Source organism: Microbacterium sp. 1.5R (assembly GCF_007667425.1).
In the GTDB taxonomy this organism is placed as follows: Bacteria; Actinomycetota; Actinomycetes; order Actinomycetales; family Microbacteriaceae; genus Microbacterium.
On sequence record NZ_VDRC01000001.1, the window covers coordinates 1,408,153 to 1,426,431 of the forward strand.

The window sequence follows — 18,279 nt, forward strand, 5'->3', positions numbered from 1 at the left end:
TGCAGGTCGAGACGGCTCGTCTCGACCTGCATCCGTGTTCCCGATCCGCACGCCGTTGCGGCGACGCGCGCTCCGGCGGTCAGCCCTTCAGTCCGGTGTGGGCGAGTCCCTGCACGAACTGCTTCTGCGCGAAGAGGAACACGACCAGCACCGGCACGACCGTGAGCGTCGTCGCCGCGAGCTGCACGTTCCACATCGGCCCGCCGTACGCATCGACGTACTGCGTCAGCGCCTGCGGGAGCGTGAACATGTCCTTGCTCGAGAGGTAGACGATCGGCTCGAGGTACAGGTTCCACGACTTGAGGAATGTGAAGATCGCCACGGCGGCGAGCGCGGGGCGGGCGAGCGGGAACGCGATGCGCCAGAAGATGCCCCAGCGGCCCAGCCCGTCCATCCGCCCCGCCTCCTCCAGCTCCGTCGGCAGCCCGAGGAAGAACTGGCGCATGATGAACACCGCGAGCACGGCGGGCGCCCCGAGGATCGGGATGACGATCAGCGGCCAGTGCGTGTTGATCAGCCCGAGCGAGTTCACGAAGCGGAACAGCGGGACGATCGTCACCTCGCTCGGCACCAGCAGCCCGACGAGCACCACGAGGAAGAGCGCGTTGGCACCGGGGAAGCGGATGCGCGCGAACGCGTAACCGGCCATGGCGGCCACGAGCATCGTGCCCACCGTGACGAGGGCGGCGATGTACAGGCTGTTCCAGTACTGCTGCGCGAACGGCTGCAGGCGGAACACCTCGCCGTACGCCTCGACCGTCGGACTCGCCGGCCACAGCGTCGGCACCTTCTGCAGGATCTCGCTCATCGGCTTGAAGCTGCTCGTGATCATCCACAGCGTCGGGAAGACGAACGGGATGCTGAGCACGGCCATGAGCGCGATGAGTGCGCCCGCGAACCATCGCCGACGACGGGTGGCGGCACCCGGCCTGTCGCGTCGCTCCGAGGACCCGGTCGTGACCGCGCGGGTGTCGAGCGATTCCGGTCGGTCGATGACGTCAGTTCTCATTGAAGACCCACCTCTTCCTGGTCTGCCATTGCACGAGCGTCAGCACGAGCACGATGAGGAACATCAGCACGGCGATGGCGCTCGCGTAGCCGAAGTCGTTGAAGCGGAACGCCTGCTGGTACAGGTAGTACACGAGCACGGTGGTGGAGTTGCCCGGGCCGCCGCCGGTGAGAACCGCGATCTGCGCGAACACCTCGAGCGATCCGACGATGGTGAGGATCATCACCAGCAGGATCGTCGGGCTGATCATCGGCAGGGTGATCGAGCGGAAGCGCCGCCAGGCGCCCGCCCCGTCGATCTTCGCCGCCTCGCCGATCTCCTCCGGTACGCCCTGGAGCGCCGCGAGGAACAGGATCATGTTGAGGCCGACGTTCTTGAACACCTGCACCACGATCACGGCCAGCATCGCCGTGACGTCGTTGCGGAGCCAGTTCGGCCCCTCGATGCCGACGGTGGCGAGGAAGCCGTTGATGCCGCCGTCGGACTGCAGCAGGAAGCTCCAGACGATCGTCCATGCGACGAGCGAGACGACGACCGGCGAGAAGAAGAACGTGCGGAAGGTGGTCGTCCCCGGAAGCTTCTGATTCAGCAGCACGGCGAGGAAGAGGGCGAGCGTGACGTTGAGCACGACCAGGCCGATCGAGAACCACAGGCTCGCGAGCAGCGAGTCGCGGAGGCCGGGATCGGCCAGCATCCGCTCGTAGTTGTCTGCGCCGGAGAACACGAAGGTGTTGGCGAGCACGTTCCAGTCGTGCAACGAGAACCACAGCACGGCGACCAGGGGGACGAGGACGAAGGCGACCGAGCCGAGCACGACGGGGGCGACCATCGCGTAGCCGACGATCCAGTCCTGCCGCGTCGCCGCGGAGCGGCGGGGGCGACGGGTGCGCCCCTTCCGCTCCGCGGTGTCGGCCGCCGCGAGGACGGCAGAGGATGTCATGCGGTCAGCCCTCCAGAAGCGGAGCGATCGCCTCGCAGGTGCTGTCGAGCACGGACTCGACGTCGGCATCGGCGGTCCACAGCGCGTCGAGCTGCGCGCGCACCGTGTCCTGGATCTTGGCGAAGTTCGGGTGCGCCGGCTTCGTGACGGCATCCTGGATCCCGTCGACGACGACGGCCTGCAGCTGCTCCTCGGTGAGGCGCGGGTTGCCGGCGGCGAGGGTCTCGGCGTTCAGCAGCGATTCGCGGGGCGGCGGGAAGTACGCGGCGAGCTTCTCGGCGTTCTCCGGGGCGGTGAAGTAGGCGAGGAAGTCGGCGGCGACGGTCGGGTTCTCGGCGTTCGCGAACACGCCGATACCCGCCTGTCCGATGACGTTCTGACGCCCCTCCGGGCCGTCGGGCAGCGGCACGACGTCCCACCCGAACGAGTCGTCGAGCGCGGAGGCGCGACTGATCTGCGTGATCGTCATGGCCGCATCCCCGGCGAAGAAGTCGGCGGTGACGCCGGGTCCGGGCATCGCCTTGTCGACGAAGACCGCGTCGTGGATCCAGGTCATCGCGTCGACCATCTCGGGGTCGGTCATCGTGCAGCTGGTGCCGTCCGCGTTCCACGGAGAGGCGCCGAACGACGACCAGATCGTGGCGAGGTTCTCCCACACCTTGTAGTCGAAGTCGCGCACGACGAGACCTTGCTTGCCGCTCGTCGCGGCCGAGGCGGCCGAGATGTCGCGGGCCGCGTCGAACGTCCAGTCACCCGAGGCCACGAGGTCGGCGGGGTTCGGCTGACCGGCTGCCGCGATCTGGTCGGTGTTCACGAACACCGCGAACGGGCTGTTCGAGAACGGGTACGCGAAGAGCTCGTCGTCCTGCTGCCACAGCGCGAGCGAGGAGTCGAGCAGGTCGTCGTACTCGTAGCCCTCCGTCCCCTCGAGCGTGTCGGTGAGTCCGTACAGGGCACCGGACGAGACGAACTCCGGGGCGTAGCTCTCGAGGATCCACCCCAGGTCGGGGGCGTTGCCACCGGCGAGCTGGGTCGTGAGGGTGGTGGTGTAGTCGTCGAACGGGATCGGCTCGAAGGTCACCTTCGAGACGAGTTCCGGGTTCTCGGCGACGTACTCGTCGGCGATCTCCTGGAAGAGGCCGAGCTGCGTCTCGTCGGCCGTCCAGACCGTCATGCGGAGCTCGACGGGCTCGTCGGGAGTGGCGGTGCCCTCGGGGCTTCCGCTGCATCCGGCGAGCACGAGGGCGACGGCGGCGATGCCGGCCCCGGCCGTCAGCGGCAGACGCCGACGACGCGATGCGGATGTGCTCATGGTTGTCTTCTCCTTGCGGTGCTGTGATTCGGGTGGGCAGTGCGGTGATTCGGGTGGGCAGTGCTGTGATTCGGGCGGCTGTGCGGTGATTCGGGTGGGTAGTCGGTGGATGTCTCAGTAGGCATGGACGCGCCCCTCCGGCCAGTGCAGCTCGACCCCGGCGGCCTCGAGCTCGCGCTGGTAGTCGGCGAGGAGCGCGGCGTCGCCGTGCACCTCGTGCGGGGTCGTGCCCGTCGCGGCGCAATAGGCGGCGAGGTGCCCGGCCGCCTCGCCGACGTTCCACTCCACGGGGTGCAGCCGGTAGCAGCCGTTCGTGATGTGGGTCGTGCCGATGTTCTTGTTCGCCGCGAGCAGGTTGGCGGTGCGCTGCGGGATGAGCGCTCCGAGGGGGATCTCGAACGGCGTGGAGGCCACGTCGATGTAGGTGTCGCCGCCCGTCGACGGGTGCAGGTCGATGCGGTACATGCCGACACCGACCGACTCGTCGTACCTGGTCGCCCCCTCGTCGCCGCGCACGTCGTACGAGACGTCGTTCTCGGTCACTGTCGTGAGGGCCCTGATGCGGCGCGACTCGCGGTGGTACGGAGCCTGGGCGAGCCCGTCGTCGGACCCCATCACGTCGGGGCGCAGCCGCAGGCCGGGGTACCCCGTGCCGCCGTCGGCGCGCGGCGCCTCGGTCTGCATCCAGTGCATCATCGACAGCGAGAGCTGCCGGGCCCGCCGATAGTGCTCGAGCTCCTCGTCGCGCGGGACGTCGAGCACCGGGGCGAGGAAGTAGTCGATGCTGGGCCAGTTCACGAGGCAGATGTCGCTCTCGTAGAAGCCCGCCTCGAACTGGTCGCGTGCGGCGATGCGGCGGAACGTCCACAGGTTCGCGTCGCCGGCGTTGCGCGACTGGTCGGCGTCGACCTCGGCGACGTCGTCGCCCGGGTTCGGGTCGAACCCCCTGGTGCCCATCTCGAGGGTGCGCGGATTCGGCGCCTCCCATGACAGCATCCGGCTGCCCTGCCAGGCCTCTGGGAGGTAGTCGCGCCAGAACTCGTAGTCGGCCGGACGCTCGATCGTGTGGTCGCCGTCGACGTGCTCGATCGCGAAGCACACGCTGAGCGCCTGCACGTTGGCGGGCTGCGCCTCGTCGGGGGCGCTGGGCTCGCCCGTCTCTGCGCGCGACTCGAAACCGGTCACGTACTCGGTGCCCGACAGCGGCAGCAATTCGCCGGTCTCCGTGGCGTCGAGCACGTACTGCGCGGTGACGGAGACGGTCTCGCCGTCGACCTCGGACCGCAGGGTGACGCGGGTGATGCGGTCGCCGTTGACGTCGGCGGAGACGGGTCGCGTGCGTTCGAGCAGTCGGATGCGACCCGTCGACCGGTGCGGCGCGAGCATCTCCTCCAGCACCCCCACCGCGATGCGCGGCTCGTGGCAGAGCTTCGACACCCACCCGGCACCGGGGTTCAGGTCGGCGCGGTCTCTCGCGGCATCCGTCAGCGGGTATCGACGGCGGTAGACCTCTCGGATGCCGTCGCGCAGCCGCCGGTAGCGGGCGGTGATGCCGAACTCCTCCACCCAGGGGTGCTCGTCGGGCGGCACCGCCTGCGAGGTGAGCTGGCCGCCGATCCACGGGTACTCCTCGGTGAGGATCACGTGGGCACCCCGGTCGGCGGCGGCCAGGGCGGCGGCCACGCCGCCGAGCCCTCCGCCCACCACGAGGATGTCGGTGGTCAGTTCTCGCGTTGTCACGAAGGGTTCCTTTCGAAGGGTCGGGTGAGAGACGGGGCGAGTGCGACGGTGTCGCCCTCGACGTCAGGACAGTCGATGATCTGGTGGTAGTCGGCATCCGTCAGCCGGAGCGCCGTCGACGGGCGTCCAGACGAGCGGCGCGTCGGCTCCGCATCCTGGTGCACGATGCGGGAGAGCAGGACGAGCGCGCGGGCGCCCATCTCTTCGCGGGGCACGGAGAAGCCCGACCAGCGGCGGCCGCGGCGCAGCGGCAGGTGCGGCTGACCGAGCAGTACGACGGAGACGTCACGAGGCACCGCCAGACCTCTGCCCTCGATCGCGTCCATGAGCTCGTCCGGGTCGTTCTCGGGCGCGAGGAGGACGGCGGTGAGGCCGCGCTCGGCGATCTCAGCCGCGCCGCGCACGGCGTCGCGAAGGTCGAGGAACAGGGGCGCGAGCCCCTTCGCCGCCATCGCGTCGCGGTAGCCGTCGATGCGGTCGCGCGTGGGCTGGTCGTCGCCGCGCGGCCCCGCGTAGGCGATCTGCGTATGGCCGAGGGCGAGCAGTCGGTCGACCTGCCGGGCGGTGGCCGTGACGTAGTCGGCGCCGACGTACGGCAGCAGGTGCTTGTCGCTGTCGCGCTTGCCGATGAAGACGAACGGGTAGTTGGTGTCGAGCAGGTGCTGCAGCTCGTCGCGGTCCTCCTGCTGGCCGAGCAGCAGGCATCCGTCGGCGATGCCGAGCCGCTGCCACCCGTCGCCCGCCAGCCGGCGTCGTCCGTCGACCACGCGCGCCGAGGTGAACAGCAGCATGTCGACGCCGAGCTGCTCGGCCGCCTCCTCGATGCCGTTCAGGAAGGCGCCGTAGAAGTCACGGCCACCGCGGGGGAACGTCTTCTCGTAGGTGAAGACGCCGAGCAGCTGGTTCTTGCCGCCGGCGAGGCGCTGCGCCACCGGGTTGGCCGAGTACCCCGTGATCCGGAGCGCCTCGAGCACCCGGTTGCGCGTGGCCTCCGAGATGCGCACGCCCTTCGGGGTGTGCCCGCTCAGCACGATGCTGACGGTCGCCTGGCTGACGCCGGCGAGAGCGGCGACGTCGGCCTGCGTCGAACGGTGGTGCGGCATCGATCCTCCTTGATCGCCTGCGGGGTGTTCCCTCACTCTGGCGACAGAGGACCGCGATGGTCAACGTGATAATACGCATTATTAGCGCGGATGCCGAGGGCAGCGGAACGCGGCCGCCGACGTCAGCCGTGATCGGCGGGTCACGCCGCTACCACCTTTCGCCCCCTGTTTCAAGCAGGCGCGCGACTTCGAGTCAGCTGGGAGCATCGGATCATGGAAACCTCCCCTCCGCTCCCCTCCTCCGGTGAGGATGCCGCGCGGGGTACGGAGCGCCGACTGATGGCCGAAGCGGCCGCAGGCGGACAGGCAGCGCTCGCCCAGGTGTACGACCTCACCTCTGCGCAGGTGTTCGGCCTCATCCTGAGCGTCGTGCGCGACCGGCCGGCGGCCGAGGCGGTCTTGCAGGAGACCTATCTGCACGCGTGGCAGCACGCCGCCGACTACGACTCCTCCCCCGACGGCATCGCCGTGTGGCTGTGCGGCATCGCGCACCGCTACGCGATCGCGCACCTGCGGGCGGCCGTGGCGGCCGAGGTCGACACGGAGACCGCGGAGGAGTCGTATGCCGACCGACTCAGCGAGGCCATGCGGAGCCTTCCGCCCGAGCAGTCGCAGTGCATCGCCCTCGCTTACTACGCCGGACTGACCCAGTACCAGATCGCCGCGCGGACGGCACAGACCATCGCCGCGGTGAGGTCGCACACGCGGGCCGGGCTCTCGGGCCTGCACGACCACTCCCAGCGCTCGCGTGAGGCTGCTGCTCTGGCGCGCCGGAGCACGCCGGAACCCGCCTGAGCATGCCGGTATCCGCCGGAGCGCGCCGGGAACCGCGTGACGTCAGTCCCGGTCCTGCCGCGCGCCTGCCCGGTACGCGCGCCAGAGGATCTGCGCATGATCCTCCTTCGCCTCGGCCACCCCGGCCTCGTCGCCGCGCAGCGCACTGATCCATTCCCGCACCCGGGCGACGACCGCACCGAGGATCATCGCCAGATCCGTCCGCACGGGTGGCGGGGTGAGCGCCTCCTCGTCCGACATCCGCCCCTTCGCCGGCAGGTCGTCGTCGAGATGCCGCATGGTGAGCTCCGCGACGCCCACCGCATGAGCGTTGATGATCGAGTGCGCCGCCCCCTCGATCTCCCACCGTGAGGCAGACGGGCACGCGGCGATCAGTCGGGAGTGGAAGCGTCGGGACGAGGTCGCATCGTGCTCGCCGCGGATGAACAGCATCCGCGTCGAGAGCGTGCCGACGGCATCCGTGATCCGGTAGCGGAGCATGTGCGGCAGCACGCGCAGGAAGTAGAGCGGGCCGCAGAGGATGTAGGCGGAGACCGCGATCATGGCGAGGTGCAGCGACTCGCGCAACGAGGACTGCAGGAACCGCAGGGCCTGCCGGAACACCGTGGCCTCGTGCTCGTCGACCACGGGACTCACGAGCACCGCGTGGCGCAGGTCGGTCCTTCGCGTCAGCACCTCGGTCACGATCTGCGACCCCATCGAGTGCCCGATGAGCACGGGGGACACCAGGTCGTAGTGGTCGAGGACGGCCTCGACCTGGTCGGCGAAGAAGCCGATCGACGGCGTGCGGCCGCGAGGCTTGGCGACGCCGGCGAACCCGGCCAGATCGAGAGCGTAGACCTCGCCGCGCTGCGCGAGCGTGGGGGCGAGGAACTCGAAGTAGCTCGCCGCGACGCCGATGCCCGCGACCAGCACGAAGGGCTCGCGACCGGCCGCCGCCGTGGTCGTCACGCGCGTCACCCGGGTCGTCGCCGACGGCGAGGTCACGTGTTCGACGATGATCTCTGGCCTGCCGGGTTCGTTCGTCACCCCTCCACCCTGCCAGTCCGAGCTGACCTCCCCCTGGTTAGGCTCGACCTATGCTCCGCCGCCCCATCGACCTCCGCGTCGACCGCGACAGCGTCGCGATGGGCGACGACGTCGTCTCGCACGCCGGCGTCATCTCCGTGCCGCGTGGGACGCTGCTCAGCGCGGCGATCGAGCGCTCCTCGCCCGAGATCAGATCCCCCGGCTGGTCGTGGATCGCGGTCGTCGACGTCGACACGGCGGCGGTCTGGTCGGTCGATCACGGGGTGCGGCTGCTCGTCGCCGACCGCCCGCTCCGGCGCGGGCCGGTCGAGATCTTCTTCCGCTACTTCGTGCAGATCGACCCGGCGTGGCTGTTCGACCGTCTCGCCCGCGGCGACAAGCCCGATCGCCGGGCGCTCGAGGAGCAGTACGCGCCGATCGCGCGCGAGAAGCACCGGGCGGAGCTGCGCCGTCGTGAGCGCGAGCTCGACGGGCGATTGCTGAGCGCCCCCTGCGTCGATGCGCTCCGCCATCTCGGAGCCGAGGTCACCCTGCACGCCGACGTCGCCTGCGAGTTCACGTTCCAGGGGGAGGCGTGGGTCGTGCGTCGGGCCGACACCATGCTGCAGGTGTTCCGCGGCGCCGGCGGGCCGATCGCCTCGATCCGACCGCACGCGCTGGGCGAGGCCTGGATCGTCGGCGTGCTCGCGGTCGCGGCTCGGACGGCGGCGGGGACGGCAGCCCGGCTGGACGCGCTCCCCGACGCCGAGCTCTCACCCGGACTCGAGCTCACCGCGTCCGGCGGCAGGTGGATGTCGCACGGCGCGACGGTCGTGCAGGTGCACTCCGAGATCGCCGCGCGGGTCGCGCAGCTCGCCCACGGGCGCTCCGTGGTTCAGATGCGCGCGCTGTTCGACGCCTGAGCGATTCCTCCCCTTCTCGATCACCGCGGGCTCCCTGCGCCCGGCCTGACGATGTCGGTGGCCGGGAGTAGACAGGTGTCATGCGATCGACGTCTCCCCTGCTCGACGTGAGGCGGATCTATGCGGAGCCGGATGCCGCGCGCTCGTCCCGCGGGCAGGAGATCATCGCGCGGTGGCCGGACGCGACCATCGTGCCGGTCGAGTCGCACTGGCAGATCCCCGAGGTGCACGGCGACGAGCGCAACGTCGCCCGGTGGGTGCGCATCAAGACCGAAGCGCTCGTGCTCGGCGAGAAGAAGAGCGTCGCCACGAGGCTCAACGGCCGCTCGGCCGACTTCATCGCCCCCTCTCTCGCGAACGGCTGCGCGATGGCCTGCGCCTACTGCTACGTGCCACGGCGCAAGGGCTACAGCAACCCCGTCACCGTGTTCACGAACATCGACCGCATCACCGCGCATCTCGCACGGCACATCAGCAAGCAGGGACCGAAGACCGAGCCGAACCAGTGCGACCCCGACGCCTGGGTGTACGACATCGGCGAGAACAGCGACTGCTCGGTCGACGCGATGATCAGCGAGAACGTGCGCGACGTCTGCGACCTGTTCCGCATGCACCCCACGGCGAAAGCCTCGTTCGCGACCAAGTACGTCAACCGCGACCTGCTCGACTGGGACCCGCTCGGGCGCACGCGCATCCGCTTCTCGCTCATGCCCGCCGCGCTCGCGAAGGTCACCGACATCCGCACCTCGCCGATCGCGGAGCGCATCGCGGCGATCGACGACTTCGTCGAGGCCGGGTACGAGGTGCACCTGAACTTCTCGCCGATCATCGTGACGCCCACCTGGATCGAGGAGTGGACCGAGCTGCTCGTGCACCTCGACGATGTGCTGTCTCCGGCCACGAAGCGACAGCTCGCGGCCGAGGTGATCTTCCTCACCCACAACGAACGGCTGCACGAGGTCAACCTCGGCTGGCACCCGAAGGCCGAGGATCTGCTCTGGACGCCCGCGACCCAGGAGGCCAAGGTGTCGCAGAACGGCGCCGTCAACGTGCGGTACCGCGCCGACCTGAAGCGCCGGCACGTCGACACCTTCACGCAGCTCGTCGCCCGATACCTCCCGTCGTGCCGCATCCGCTACGCGTTCTAGCGGAGCGCATCACCGGGGAACTCGACGCGCGGCACCGACGAGCGGATGCCCTGCGCCGCCGGCACCCGGATGTCAAGGCTCGCGCGTGAACCGGGGCGCGGGGATACCGTCGCAGACATGAGCTCTTCCCGCACGTCCGCACCCTCCGTCGACGACATCGCCCGCGACGGTTTCGGCTGGGAGGAGCTGCTGCCCGGTCAGCGGGAGGCGATCGCGTCGGCGGCCGCGGGACGCGACACGCTCCTCGTGCTCGCGACGGGCGGCGGCAAGTCGGCCGTGTACCAGGTCGCCGGGGCGCAGCGCGGTGGTGTCGTGCTCGTCGTGTCACCGCTCGTGGCTCTGCAGGCCGACCAGCTCGCTTCGATCCGCGAGGCTCCGGCCGCACCGCCGGCCGTCGCCCTCAACGGCTCGACGTCGGCCGGCGACACCGCCCATGCCTGGGAGCTCATCGACGCGGGCGGACCGGTGTACGTGCTGCTCGCCCCCGAGCAGCTGGCCAAGGAAGAGACCGTATCGCGCCTCGCCGCCGCCGGCGTCAGCCTGCTGGTCGTCGACGAGGCGCACTGCGTGTCGTCGTGGGGGCACGACTTCCGCCCCGATTACGCGCGCCTCGGCGATGTGCGTCGCGACCTAGGGAACCCGCCGGTGCTGGCCATGACCGCGACCGCCTCAGAGCCGGTGCGCGCCGAGATCATCGAGAAGCTGGCGATGACCGACGTCGACGTGCAGGTGCACGGCGTCGACCGCCCCGAGATCCGTCTCGTCGTGCACCGTCACGAGAGTGACGCCGAGAAGAAGGCGGCCGTCGTGCAGGAGGCCCGCACCTGGACGGCGCCGGGCATCGTCTACGTCGCGACCCGCGCCGAGGCCGAGAGCTACGCCGACGAGATCGCCGCAGACGGCCGCCGCGTGGCGGCGTACCACGCTGGTCTCAAGGCCGCCGAGCGCCGCGACGTGCAGGATCGCTGGCGCGACGGCACCCTCGACGTCGTCGTGGCCACCTCCGCCTTCGGCATGGGCATCGACCGCGCCGACGTGCGCTTCGTGCTGCACGCGACCGTCACCGAGTCGCTCGACGCCTACTACCAGGAGATCGGCCGAGCCGGACGCGACGGCGAGCCGGCCACCACGGCTCTGCACTACCGCCCCGAAGACCTCGGGCTGCGACGCTTCTTCACGAGGCGGTCGGTGCGCACGACCGATATCCGCGCAGTGCGCTCCGCGATCGCCGCGAAGCCGGGCCGCACCATCCGTGAGCTTGCGGTCGACCTCGACAAGCCGACGCGCACGGTCACCCGCCTCGTGAACGACCTCGTCGATGCGGGCGTCGTCGACACCGCCGACGGCGTGCGGCTGATCCGTCCGGTCACCGCAGCCACGGCGGCGAAGGCCGTACGCGAGACCCTGGACTCCCGCGAGCGCATCGCCGACTCGCGACTGGCCATGATGCGGGCGTACGCCGAGACGACGCAGTGCCGCCGACGGGTGCTGCTCGAGTACTTCGGGGTCGACGGCCCCGCCTGGTGCGACAACTGCGACCGCTGCGAGCAGCGCGACGCATCGTCCGCCGCCGACGACGCCGCCGCGATCGCCGACGCACCCGTCACGCTCGACCAGAGCGTCCGGCACCGCGACTGGGGCGAGGGCACGGTCACGGGCGTGGAGGCCGATCGCGCGACCGTCTACTTCGCGTCGGAGGGCTACAAGGTGCTCTCGTTCACCGCGATCGACAGCGGTGCGCTCACGCTCGCCGAGCCCGCGGGTCGCTGATCGCGAGCAGCGGAGCGCTCACGCTCGCCGAGCCCGCCGGTCGCTGATTGCGAGCAGCGATCCGCCGATCAGGGCCGCGACGAGCGATCCCGCGAGCACGCCGATCTTGACGTGCTCGTCGGCCGCCGACGCCGTGCCGTAGGCGAGCTCGCCGACGAGCAGCGAGACGGTGAAGCCGATACCGGCGACGAACGACATGCCGGTCAACGCGAACCAGCGCAGCGACGGGTCGAGGCGCAGCGAGGGCAGGCGCGTCATCAGGAACGTCGTGAGAAGGATGCCGATGGGCTTGCCCGCCACGAGCCCGACGACGATGCCGAGGGTCAGCGGATCGAGGAACGCCGCACGGAGTCCGTCGATGCCGCCGATGGCGACGCCCGCCGAGAAGAAGGCGAAGACCGGCACGGCGAACACCGTGGCGACGACACCCCAGCGGTCGGCCCAGTGCGGCGCGAGCCCCTCCCAGACGGGTTCCTTCCCGCCTCGATCGATACGGACCCGTGCGCGGGCGGTCGGCCGCACCGGCACCGTGAACCCGAGCAGGACGCCCGCGACGGTCGCGTGCACCCCCGAGGCGTGGATGAGCACCCAGGTGGCGAGCGCCAGTGGCAGCAGGATCCACCAGGCACGCACGCCGCGCTGGGCCGCGACGGCGAAGCCGGCGAGCGGGAGCAGCGCCAGGGCGAGCCAGGGCAGGTGGATGGTCTCGGTGTAGACCGTGGCGATGATCGTGATGGCGATGAGGTCGTCGACGATCGCGAGGGTCAGCAGGAAGACGCGCAGGGCCGGGGGCAGGAAGCGGCCGACCACCGCGATCACGGCCACCGCGAACGCGATGTCGGTGGCGGTGGGGATCGCCCAGCCGGCGGCGGCAACCGGATCGCCGGCGGTGAAGAGCAGGAAGATCAGGGCGGGGACGACGACACCACCGGCCGCCGCGGCGATCGGGAGCGCGGCGGCGCGGGGGTCGCGGAGGCGTCCGGAGACGAACTCCTCTTTGAGCTCGAGCCCGACCACGAAGAAGAAGATCGCGAGCAGCCCGTCGGCGGCCCACGCGCCGACCGACAGCTCCAGGTGCAGCTCGGGGATGCCGAATGTGAAGTCGCGCACCATCGTGTACCAGCTCGATGCCGGGCTGTTGGCGAGGATCAGGGCGACGACGGTCGCCGCGAGCAGCAGCACGCCGGCGGTGACGTCGCTGCGGACGGTGGAGCGCACACCACGCCACAGCTCGTGCGGGGCGATACGGGAAGAGGACGACGAAGACATGGAGACCTATCTCACGGAGGGAGGAGACGACACGGATGCACGCGCACCACCCACCGGGGTCGGCGGTGCGTCAGTTCCGAGGCGGCGGGCAGCCCGCGATCTCGCCGTGCGACAGCGTGCCCCATACGCTCGTCCACCCGTTGGTCCCCGGGTGCATGACGACCTTCTCGCCCGCGACCATCGGGGTCGCCGACGCCAGCAGGCGCGGAGCGCGCAGGCGGGCCGGCATCGGACGGGGAGGCATGCCCCCATTCTACCGCCGGGGCGGGTCCGACCGGCAGGACTTCCTCGCCGCCGATCGGACCGCCACGGGGTCAGGACTCGCGTGTGATCAGGTCGTTCGTCGACCGCAGCACCAGCCGGTCCGCGAACGCCGCGGCCTCGGCATCCGCCGCCCCGCGCACCGTGAACCGCGCGGTCTCACCCGGCAGTAGCGTGACGAGGGCCTCGTCGGTTTCGGCCGCGGGGTCGATGCGGTCGACGAGCAGGGTGAGGTCGCGCACGAGCGTGCGGGCGGTGACATCGACCGCCCATCCGTCGTCCGTACGCTGCGCCTCGACCTCGGTCGCTGCGGCCGGCAACGACGAGTCGCGCGGCTCGGCGAAGAACCAGTCGGCACGCGCAGCGCCGGCGGTCGCACGGATGAGCTCGCCCGCGGCATCCTGCGCCGTCGCGATGTCGGCGTCGAGGTGCACCCGCTCGATGCCGCGCGCCGGCACGACGACCGACCAGGTCTGCGTGGCGAGCGCCGCTCCGTCGAACGACCGACGGGCGATCGCGAACTCGGCCGCCCACTCCTCGTCGGTGTCGTTCGTCGCGATGAGGGCGAGCCCGTCGTCGCCCGGCTGGATCGTCACCAGCCGGGGATCGTTCGCCGCCCGCAGCGCGAAGAGCAGCGGCTTGCGACGTCCGTCGCCGTCGACGGCGGCCCACGACGTCACCGGCCAGCAGTCGTTGAGCTGCCAGGTGACGGTGCCCGTGTTGTACGGGGCGAGCGAGCGCCACCACTCGATCGCCGTCCGCACGGCCACCGCCTGGTTGAGCGACATCGCCCAGTGCCAGTCGTCCATGTCGTTCGGCAGCGGCAGGTGCGGCACGAGGCCGTCGGTGAGCTTGTCGTTGCCGGTGATCGCCTTCTGATGCACGATCATGCCCGGTGATTCGGGTGTGAGCGGGTCGTCGCCGATGGCCCTGGTCAGGGTGCTCCAGGTCGGCGGGCCCTGCCACCCGAACTCCGCGACGAACCGCGGACGGTGGTCGCGGTAGTGGGTCCAGTCCTTCCGGTTCCAGGTGTCCCACACGTGCATGGTGCCGCGCTCCGCGGCGTTCTGGCGGTCATCGCGGTCGGGGCTGAACGGGCTGCCCGGCGTGTACGGCACGTGCGGGGCGAGGTCGCCGACGATCGCCGGCAGCATCTCGTAGTAGTACCCGGCGCCCCAGGTGCGGCCGTCGAGGCGTCCCTCCCAGCGCCACTCCTGGCGGCCCCAGATGTTCTCGTTGTTGCCGTTGAGGATCACGAGAGACGGGTGCGAGGCGAGCCGGGTCACGGCCGCACGCGCCTCGAACTCGACCTCGGTCCACAGCGGTTCGTCCTCGGAGTACGCCGCGCACGCGAAGAGGAAGTCCTGCCAGGTCAGCAGGCCGCGCTCGTCGCACTCGGCGTAGAAGTCGTCGGATTCGTAGATGCCACCGCCCCACACCCGGATGAGGTTGAGGCCGGCGAACTCCGCCTGAGCGAGGCGCTCGGCGTAGCGCGCGCGGTCGACGCGGTGCGGGAAGGCATCGTCGGGGATCCAGTTCGCACCGCGGATTTCGATGACCCGATCGTTCACGACGATCGCGAACCCGATGCCGTCCGCATCCTCCTCGAGCCGGGCCTCGACCGAGCGGAAGCCGATGCGCCGCGCATGCTCGTCGATCGGCTCACCGTCGCGCAGCAGCTCGAGCGTCGCGTCGTACAGCGGCTGCGCGCCGTGACCCCGCGGCCACCACAGGTCGGCAGACGGCACGTCGCCCTCGACCATGATCGTGCCGCCGCGCACCTCGCCCTCGAATTCGGCCCCGGCCACGACGAGCCGCGCGCGCAGACCCTCGACGACTCCGTCGACGGATGCCGTGGCCCGCACCCGCGGCACGCCCTCGACGACGTCACCCGCGATCAGCGCCTCGACGAGCCGGGCACCCGACCAGCTCTCGAGCGCGACGGGGCGCCAGATGCCCGATGTGGCGGTGTCGATGCCCCAGTCCCATCCGAAGCTGCAGGCCATCTTGCGCAGCGCGTTGTACGGGTGGTGGTTCGCGTGCGGGCGGGCGCCGAGCGCGAGACTCGCCGCGTCGGCGGCGCGGACCGGCGACCGGAACGCCACCTCCAGCTCGTTGTCCCCTGCCTGCAGCGCCGAGGTGATGTCGATGCGGTGCGGACGGTGCATGTTCTGCACGCTCGCGATCTCCACGCCGTTCAGGCGGATCGTCGCGACGGTGTCCACGCCGGCGAACACGAGGTCGTGGTGCTCGGCATCCGTCTCCGCCCCCTCGACCGTGGTGCGGTAGGTCCAGTCGACGAGGCCGATCCACGACAGGGTCTTCTCGTTCTCGTCGAGGTACGGGTCGGGGATCAGCCCCGCAGCGAGCAGGTCGGTGTGGATGCTGCCCGGCACCTGTGCGGGGATCGCACCGGCCTCGGCGACGGACGGAGGAACAGGCCCTCGCTCCGCGAATACGGTCCATCCGTCGTGCAGGGGTCGTCGGGAGACGGTCACAGGGGCGCCTTTCATCGGTCACGGCTCGGGGGATGCGTCGCGCACCACCGGGAGACCGCGTCGGCGCACATCTGCTCCTCCAGTCAACGCGGGCGAGACGCATCGACCGGACGGCCACGCCGAGGTCGTCGGATCCGGGCGGGATTCCCGTCAGTCCGCGTGCAGGGCGGCGAGCGCGGCCCGCGCCGCGATCGTCCGCGTGAGGTGCACGGGCAACCCCGTGGCGGCGTGCACGACGGCGGCCATGGCCGCGGAGTATCCGAAGCAGTCGAGCACGATCGAGGTCGCGCCGGCCGCGGCCAGCTCGCGGGCGGCGGCGGCCAGCATCCGATCGCTCGCCGTGTACGGGTCGGCAGCGGCGACGGGCACGCGCCCTCCCACGCGGGCCTCCCACCGCCCCCTCGACTCCTCGACCTGCTCGGGCACCGGGTTCAGGACGCCGAAGCCGGTGACGGTCGCGGCGATGGCCTCCTGCGCGAGCGGCTCGGCCGCGTACACGGGGATGGACGTCTCGAAGGGCTCGAAGTGCCCCGTGCACATGAGCAGCGCGGCGCCCGCGCCATCGGCGGCCGCCCGTTCGACGGCCGCGGCGATGAACGGCAGCGCGCGCCCGTGCACCATCGACACCCGCGAGCCGTCGCGCATGCGCGACACCAGCGGCACTTCGCCGTCGCGCGGGGCGATGGCCGCGAGCTCGGCGGCGGTCGCCTCGTCGAGTGCACCGTACTCGGCGTAGCGCTGACCCGCGAGGGCGGGCAGCAGGTCGGGCAGCACGTCGACCCGCGGCGACTGCCCGATCGTCACGAGCGCGAGCAGGTCGGTCATGCCGGAGCCTCGGCGGCGGCGAGCCCCTCGGCGATCACCTGTCGGCGATGCTCGCGGGTCCAGGCGGAGCGCGGGTCGGACGGCGGCACGGCCGCGAGCAGCGCCCTGGTGTACGGATGCTGCGGATCACGCAGCACGTCGCCGACGGCCCCGCGCTCGACGATGCGGCCGAGGTGCATGACCTGCACGTCGTCGGCGATCTCGGCGACCACCGACAGGTCGTGCGTGATGAAGAGGTAGGTGAGCCCCAGGGTGTCCTGCAGCTCGCGCATGAGTTCGAGCACCTGCGCCTGCACCGACACGTCGAGCGCCGACACCGGCTCGTCGGCGACGACGAGACGCGGACGGAGCACGAGGGCGCGGGCGATGCCGATGCGCTGGCGCTGACCGCCCGAGAACTCGTGCGGGAATCGACCGGCGTGGTCGGCCTGCAGCCCCACGAGCTCGAGGGACTCGACCACGCGGTCGCGGCGGTCCGAGGCGCTGAGCGACGTGTGCCGGCGCAGCGGTTCGTCGAGCGAGTCGCCCACCTTCCAGCGCGGGTCGAGCGAGGCATAGGTGTCCTGGAAGATGATCTGCGCGTCGCTGCGCCACCGGCGCAGCTCGTCTGGGCCCATGCCGAGCACGTCGCGACCGTCGAACCGCACCGCACCCGACGTCGGCTCGATCAGGCGCAGCACCGCGCGGCCGGTCGTCGACTTGCCGGAGCCCGACTCCCCGACGATCGCGAGGGTGCGCCCGGCATCCACCGAGAAGCTCACGCCGTCGATCGCGGGGATGGTCTCGGCCTTGCGCCCTCGGCCGCGCGTGTAGTGCTTGACGAGGTCGGTGACCTCGAGCAGCGGCTGCGCCGACGGCGCCGTCTCGATGCGCTCGCGCACCGGCTCGGTGATCGCCGGCGGGCGGAAGCTCAGCAGCCGCTTCGTGTACTCGGCCTGCGGGTTCTCGAACAGCTCGGTGACCTCGGCGGTCTCGACGAGCGAGCCCTGGTGCATGACCGCGACGCGCTGGCAGCTCTGCGCCACGACGCCGAGGTCGTGCGTGATGAGCAGGATCGCGGTGCCGTGCTCCTCCTGCAGGCCGACCATGAGGTCGAGGATCTGCGCCTGGGTCGTCACGTCGAGCGCGGTCGTCGGCTCGTCGGCGATCAGCAGAGTCGGCTCGCACGACATTGCCATCGCGATCATGACGCGCTGCCGCATGCCGCCGGAGAGCTGGAACGGGTAGTCGGTCATGATGCGATCGGGGCGACGGATGCCGACCATGTCGAGCAGCTCCACACCCCGGCGCCATGCCGCTGCGCGGCCCATGCCTCGGTGCCGACGCAGCGGCTCGGTGAGCTGGTCGCCGATCGTGAAGACGGGGTTCAGCGCGGTCAGCGGCTCCTGGAAGATCGTGCCGACCCGATCCCCGCGCACCTGCCGGAGGCGGCGCTCCCGCGCGGCGACGAGGTCCTCCCCCTCCAGCAGGATCCGCCCCGACACCGTCGCCGACGGGGTGGGCAGCATGCGCAGGATCGACATGGCCGTCATGCTCTTTCCGCTGCCCGACTCACCCACGAGCCCGAGCATCTCGCCCGCGCGGATCTCGAGTGAGACGTCGTCGACGGGCACGACGAGGCCGCGCGAGGTGGGGATCTCGACGCGGAGGCCTTCGATGCGCAGCAGCTCGGTCATGG

15 protein-coding genes are annotated in these 18,279 nt (G+C 70.9%); 4 read left to right on the forward strand and 11 right to left on the reverse strand.

Annotated features, from left to right (window positions below; genetic code table 11):
• Positions 1–79: 79 nt before the first annotated feature.
• From FSY98_RS06770 to FSY98_RS06790, 5 genes are all read right to left on the reverse strand, one after another.
• Entirely contained in the window at positions 80–1,009 is a 930-nt protein-coding gene (locus tag FSY98_RS06770; RefSeq protein WP_144875148.1) for a carbohydrate ABC transporter permease, read from the reverse strand.
• Positions 999–1,949, reverse strand: a complete 951-nt coding sequence (locus FSY98_RS06775) for a carbohydrate ABC transporter permease (RefSeq protein ID WP_144875150.1) — start codon at positions 1,947–1,949, stop codon at positions 999–1,001. Before FSY98_RS06775 ends, FSY98_RS06770 begins: the two co-directional genes overlap by 11 nt.
• Positions 1,950–1,953: 4 nt before the next feature.
• Positions 1,954–3,261: a sugar ABC transporter substrate-binding protein gene (locus FSY98_RS06780; protein ID WP_144875152.1), complete on the reverse strand. Its 1,308-nt coding sequence runs from the start codon at positions 3,259–3,261 to the stop codon at positions 1,954–1,956.
• Between the two features lie 114 nt (positions 3,262–3,375).
• Entirely contained in the window at positions 3,376–5,001 is a 1,626-nt protein-coding gene (locus FSY98_RS06785) for an FAD-dependent oxidoreductase (RefSeq protein ID WP_222119120.1), read from the reverse strand.
• Entirely contained in the window at positions 4,998–6,104 is a 1,107-nt protein-coding gene (locus tag FSY98_RS06790) for a LacI family DNA-binding transcriptional regulator (protein WP_144875153.1), read from the reverse strand. Before FSY98_RS06790 ends, FSY98_RS06785 begins: the two co-directional genes overlap by 4 nt.
• Before the next feature lie 213 nt (positions 6,105–6,317).
• Between FSY98_RS06790 and FSY98_RS06795 the strand changes: the two genes are divergently transcribed.
• On the forward strand, positions 6,318–6,899 hold the full coding sequence (locus tag FSY98_RS06795) for a sigma-70 family RNA polymerase sigma factor (RefSeq protein WP_144875155.1): 582 nt from the start codon (positions 6,318–6,320) through the stop codon (positions 6,897–6,899).
• Positions 6,900–6,941: 42 nt separating this feature from the next.
• Here the strand turns inward: FSY98_RS06795 and FSY98_RS06800 are convergent, their stop codons facing one another.
• Positions 6,942–7,928 (reverse strand): alpha/beta fold hydrolase, encoded by a 987-nt coding sequence (locus FSY98_RS06800; RefSeq protein ID WP_144875157.1) that lies wholly within the window; start codon positions 7,926–7,928, stop codon positions 6,942–6,944.
• Positions 7,929–7,978: 50 nt separating this feature from the next.
• Here FSY98_RS06800 and FSY98_RS16660 point away from each other — a divergent pair, with 50 nt between their 5' ends.
• The 3 genes from FSY98_RS16660 to FSY98_RS06815 all read left to right on the forward strand — a co-directional run bounded on the left by FSY98_RS16660 (position 7,979) and on the right by FSY98_RS06815 (position 11,748).
• Complete coding sequence (locus FSY98_RS16660; protein ID WP_186307570.1) at positions 7,979–8,830, forward strand: hypothetical protein; 852 nt, start codon at positions 7,979–7,981, stop codon at positions 8,828–8,830.
• Positions 8,831–8,910: 80 nt separating this feature from the next.
• Positions 8,911–9,978, forward strand: coding sequence for a spore photoproduct lyase family protein (locus tag FSY98_RS06810; RefSeq protein WP_144875160.1), 1,068 nt, complete (start codon positions 8,911–8,913; stop codon positions 9,976–9,978).
• 117 nt (positions 9,979–10,095) lie between these two features.
• Positions 10,096–11,748 carry a RecQ family ATP-dependent DNA helicase gene (locus FSY98_RS06815; protein WP_144875163.1) on the forward strand — a complete coding sequence of 551 codons (1,653 nt, stop codon included), beginning with the start codon at positions 10,096–10,098 and terminating at the stop codon, positions 11,746–11,748.
• 18 nt (positions 11,749–11,766) lie between these two features.
• On the opposite strand, the gene nhaA is transcribed toward FSY98_RS06815, so the two are convergent.
• The 5 genes from nhaA to FSY98_RS06835 form a co-directional block, all read right to left on the reverse strand.
• Complete coding sequence (gene nhaA, locus FSY98_RS06820; protein WP_144875165.1) at positions 11,767–13,017, reverse strand: Na+/H+ antiporter NhaA; 1,251 nt, start codon at positions 13,015–13,017, stop codon at positions 11,767–11,769.
• Positions 13,018–13,087: 70 nt separating this feature from the next.
• Positions 13,088–13,261, reverse strand: coding sequence for a hypothetical protein (locus tag FSY98_RS16665; protein WP_186307650.1), 174 nt, complete (start codon positions 13,259–13,261; stop codon positions 13,088–13,090).
• Between the two features lie 70 nt (positions 13,262–13,331).
• Entirely contained in the window at positions 13,332–15,776 is a 2,445-nt protein-coding gene (locus tag FSY98_RS06825) for a glycosyl hydrolase 2 galactose-binding domain-containing protein (RefSeq protein ID WP_313955856.1), read from the reverse strand.
• A 150-nt stretch (positions 15,777–15,926) separates the two neighbouring features.
• Positions 15,927–16,601, reverse strand: coding sequence for an AroM family protein (locus FSY98_RS06830; protein ID WP_144875169.1), 675 nt, complete (start codon positions 16,599–16,601; stop codon positions 15,927–15,929).
• Positions 16,598–18,277 (reverse strand): ABC transporter ATP-binding protein, encoded by a 1,680-nt coding sequence (locus FSY98_RS06835; RefSeq protein WP_144875171.1) that lies wholly within the window; start codon positions 18,275–18,277, stop codon positions 16,598–16,600. Before FSY98_RS06835 ends, FSY98_RS06830 begins: the two co-directional genes overlap by 4 nt.
• Between the last annotated feature and the right edge of the window lie 2 nt (positions 18,278–18,279).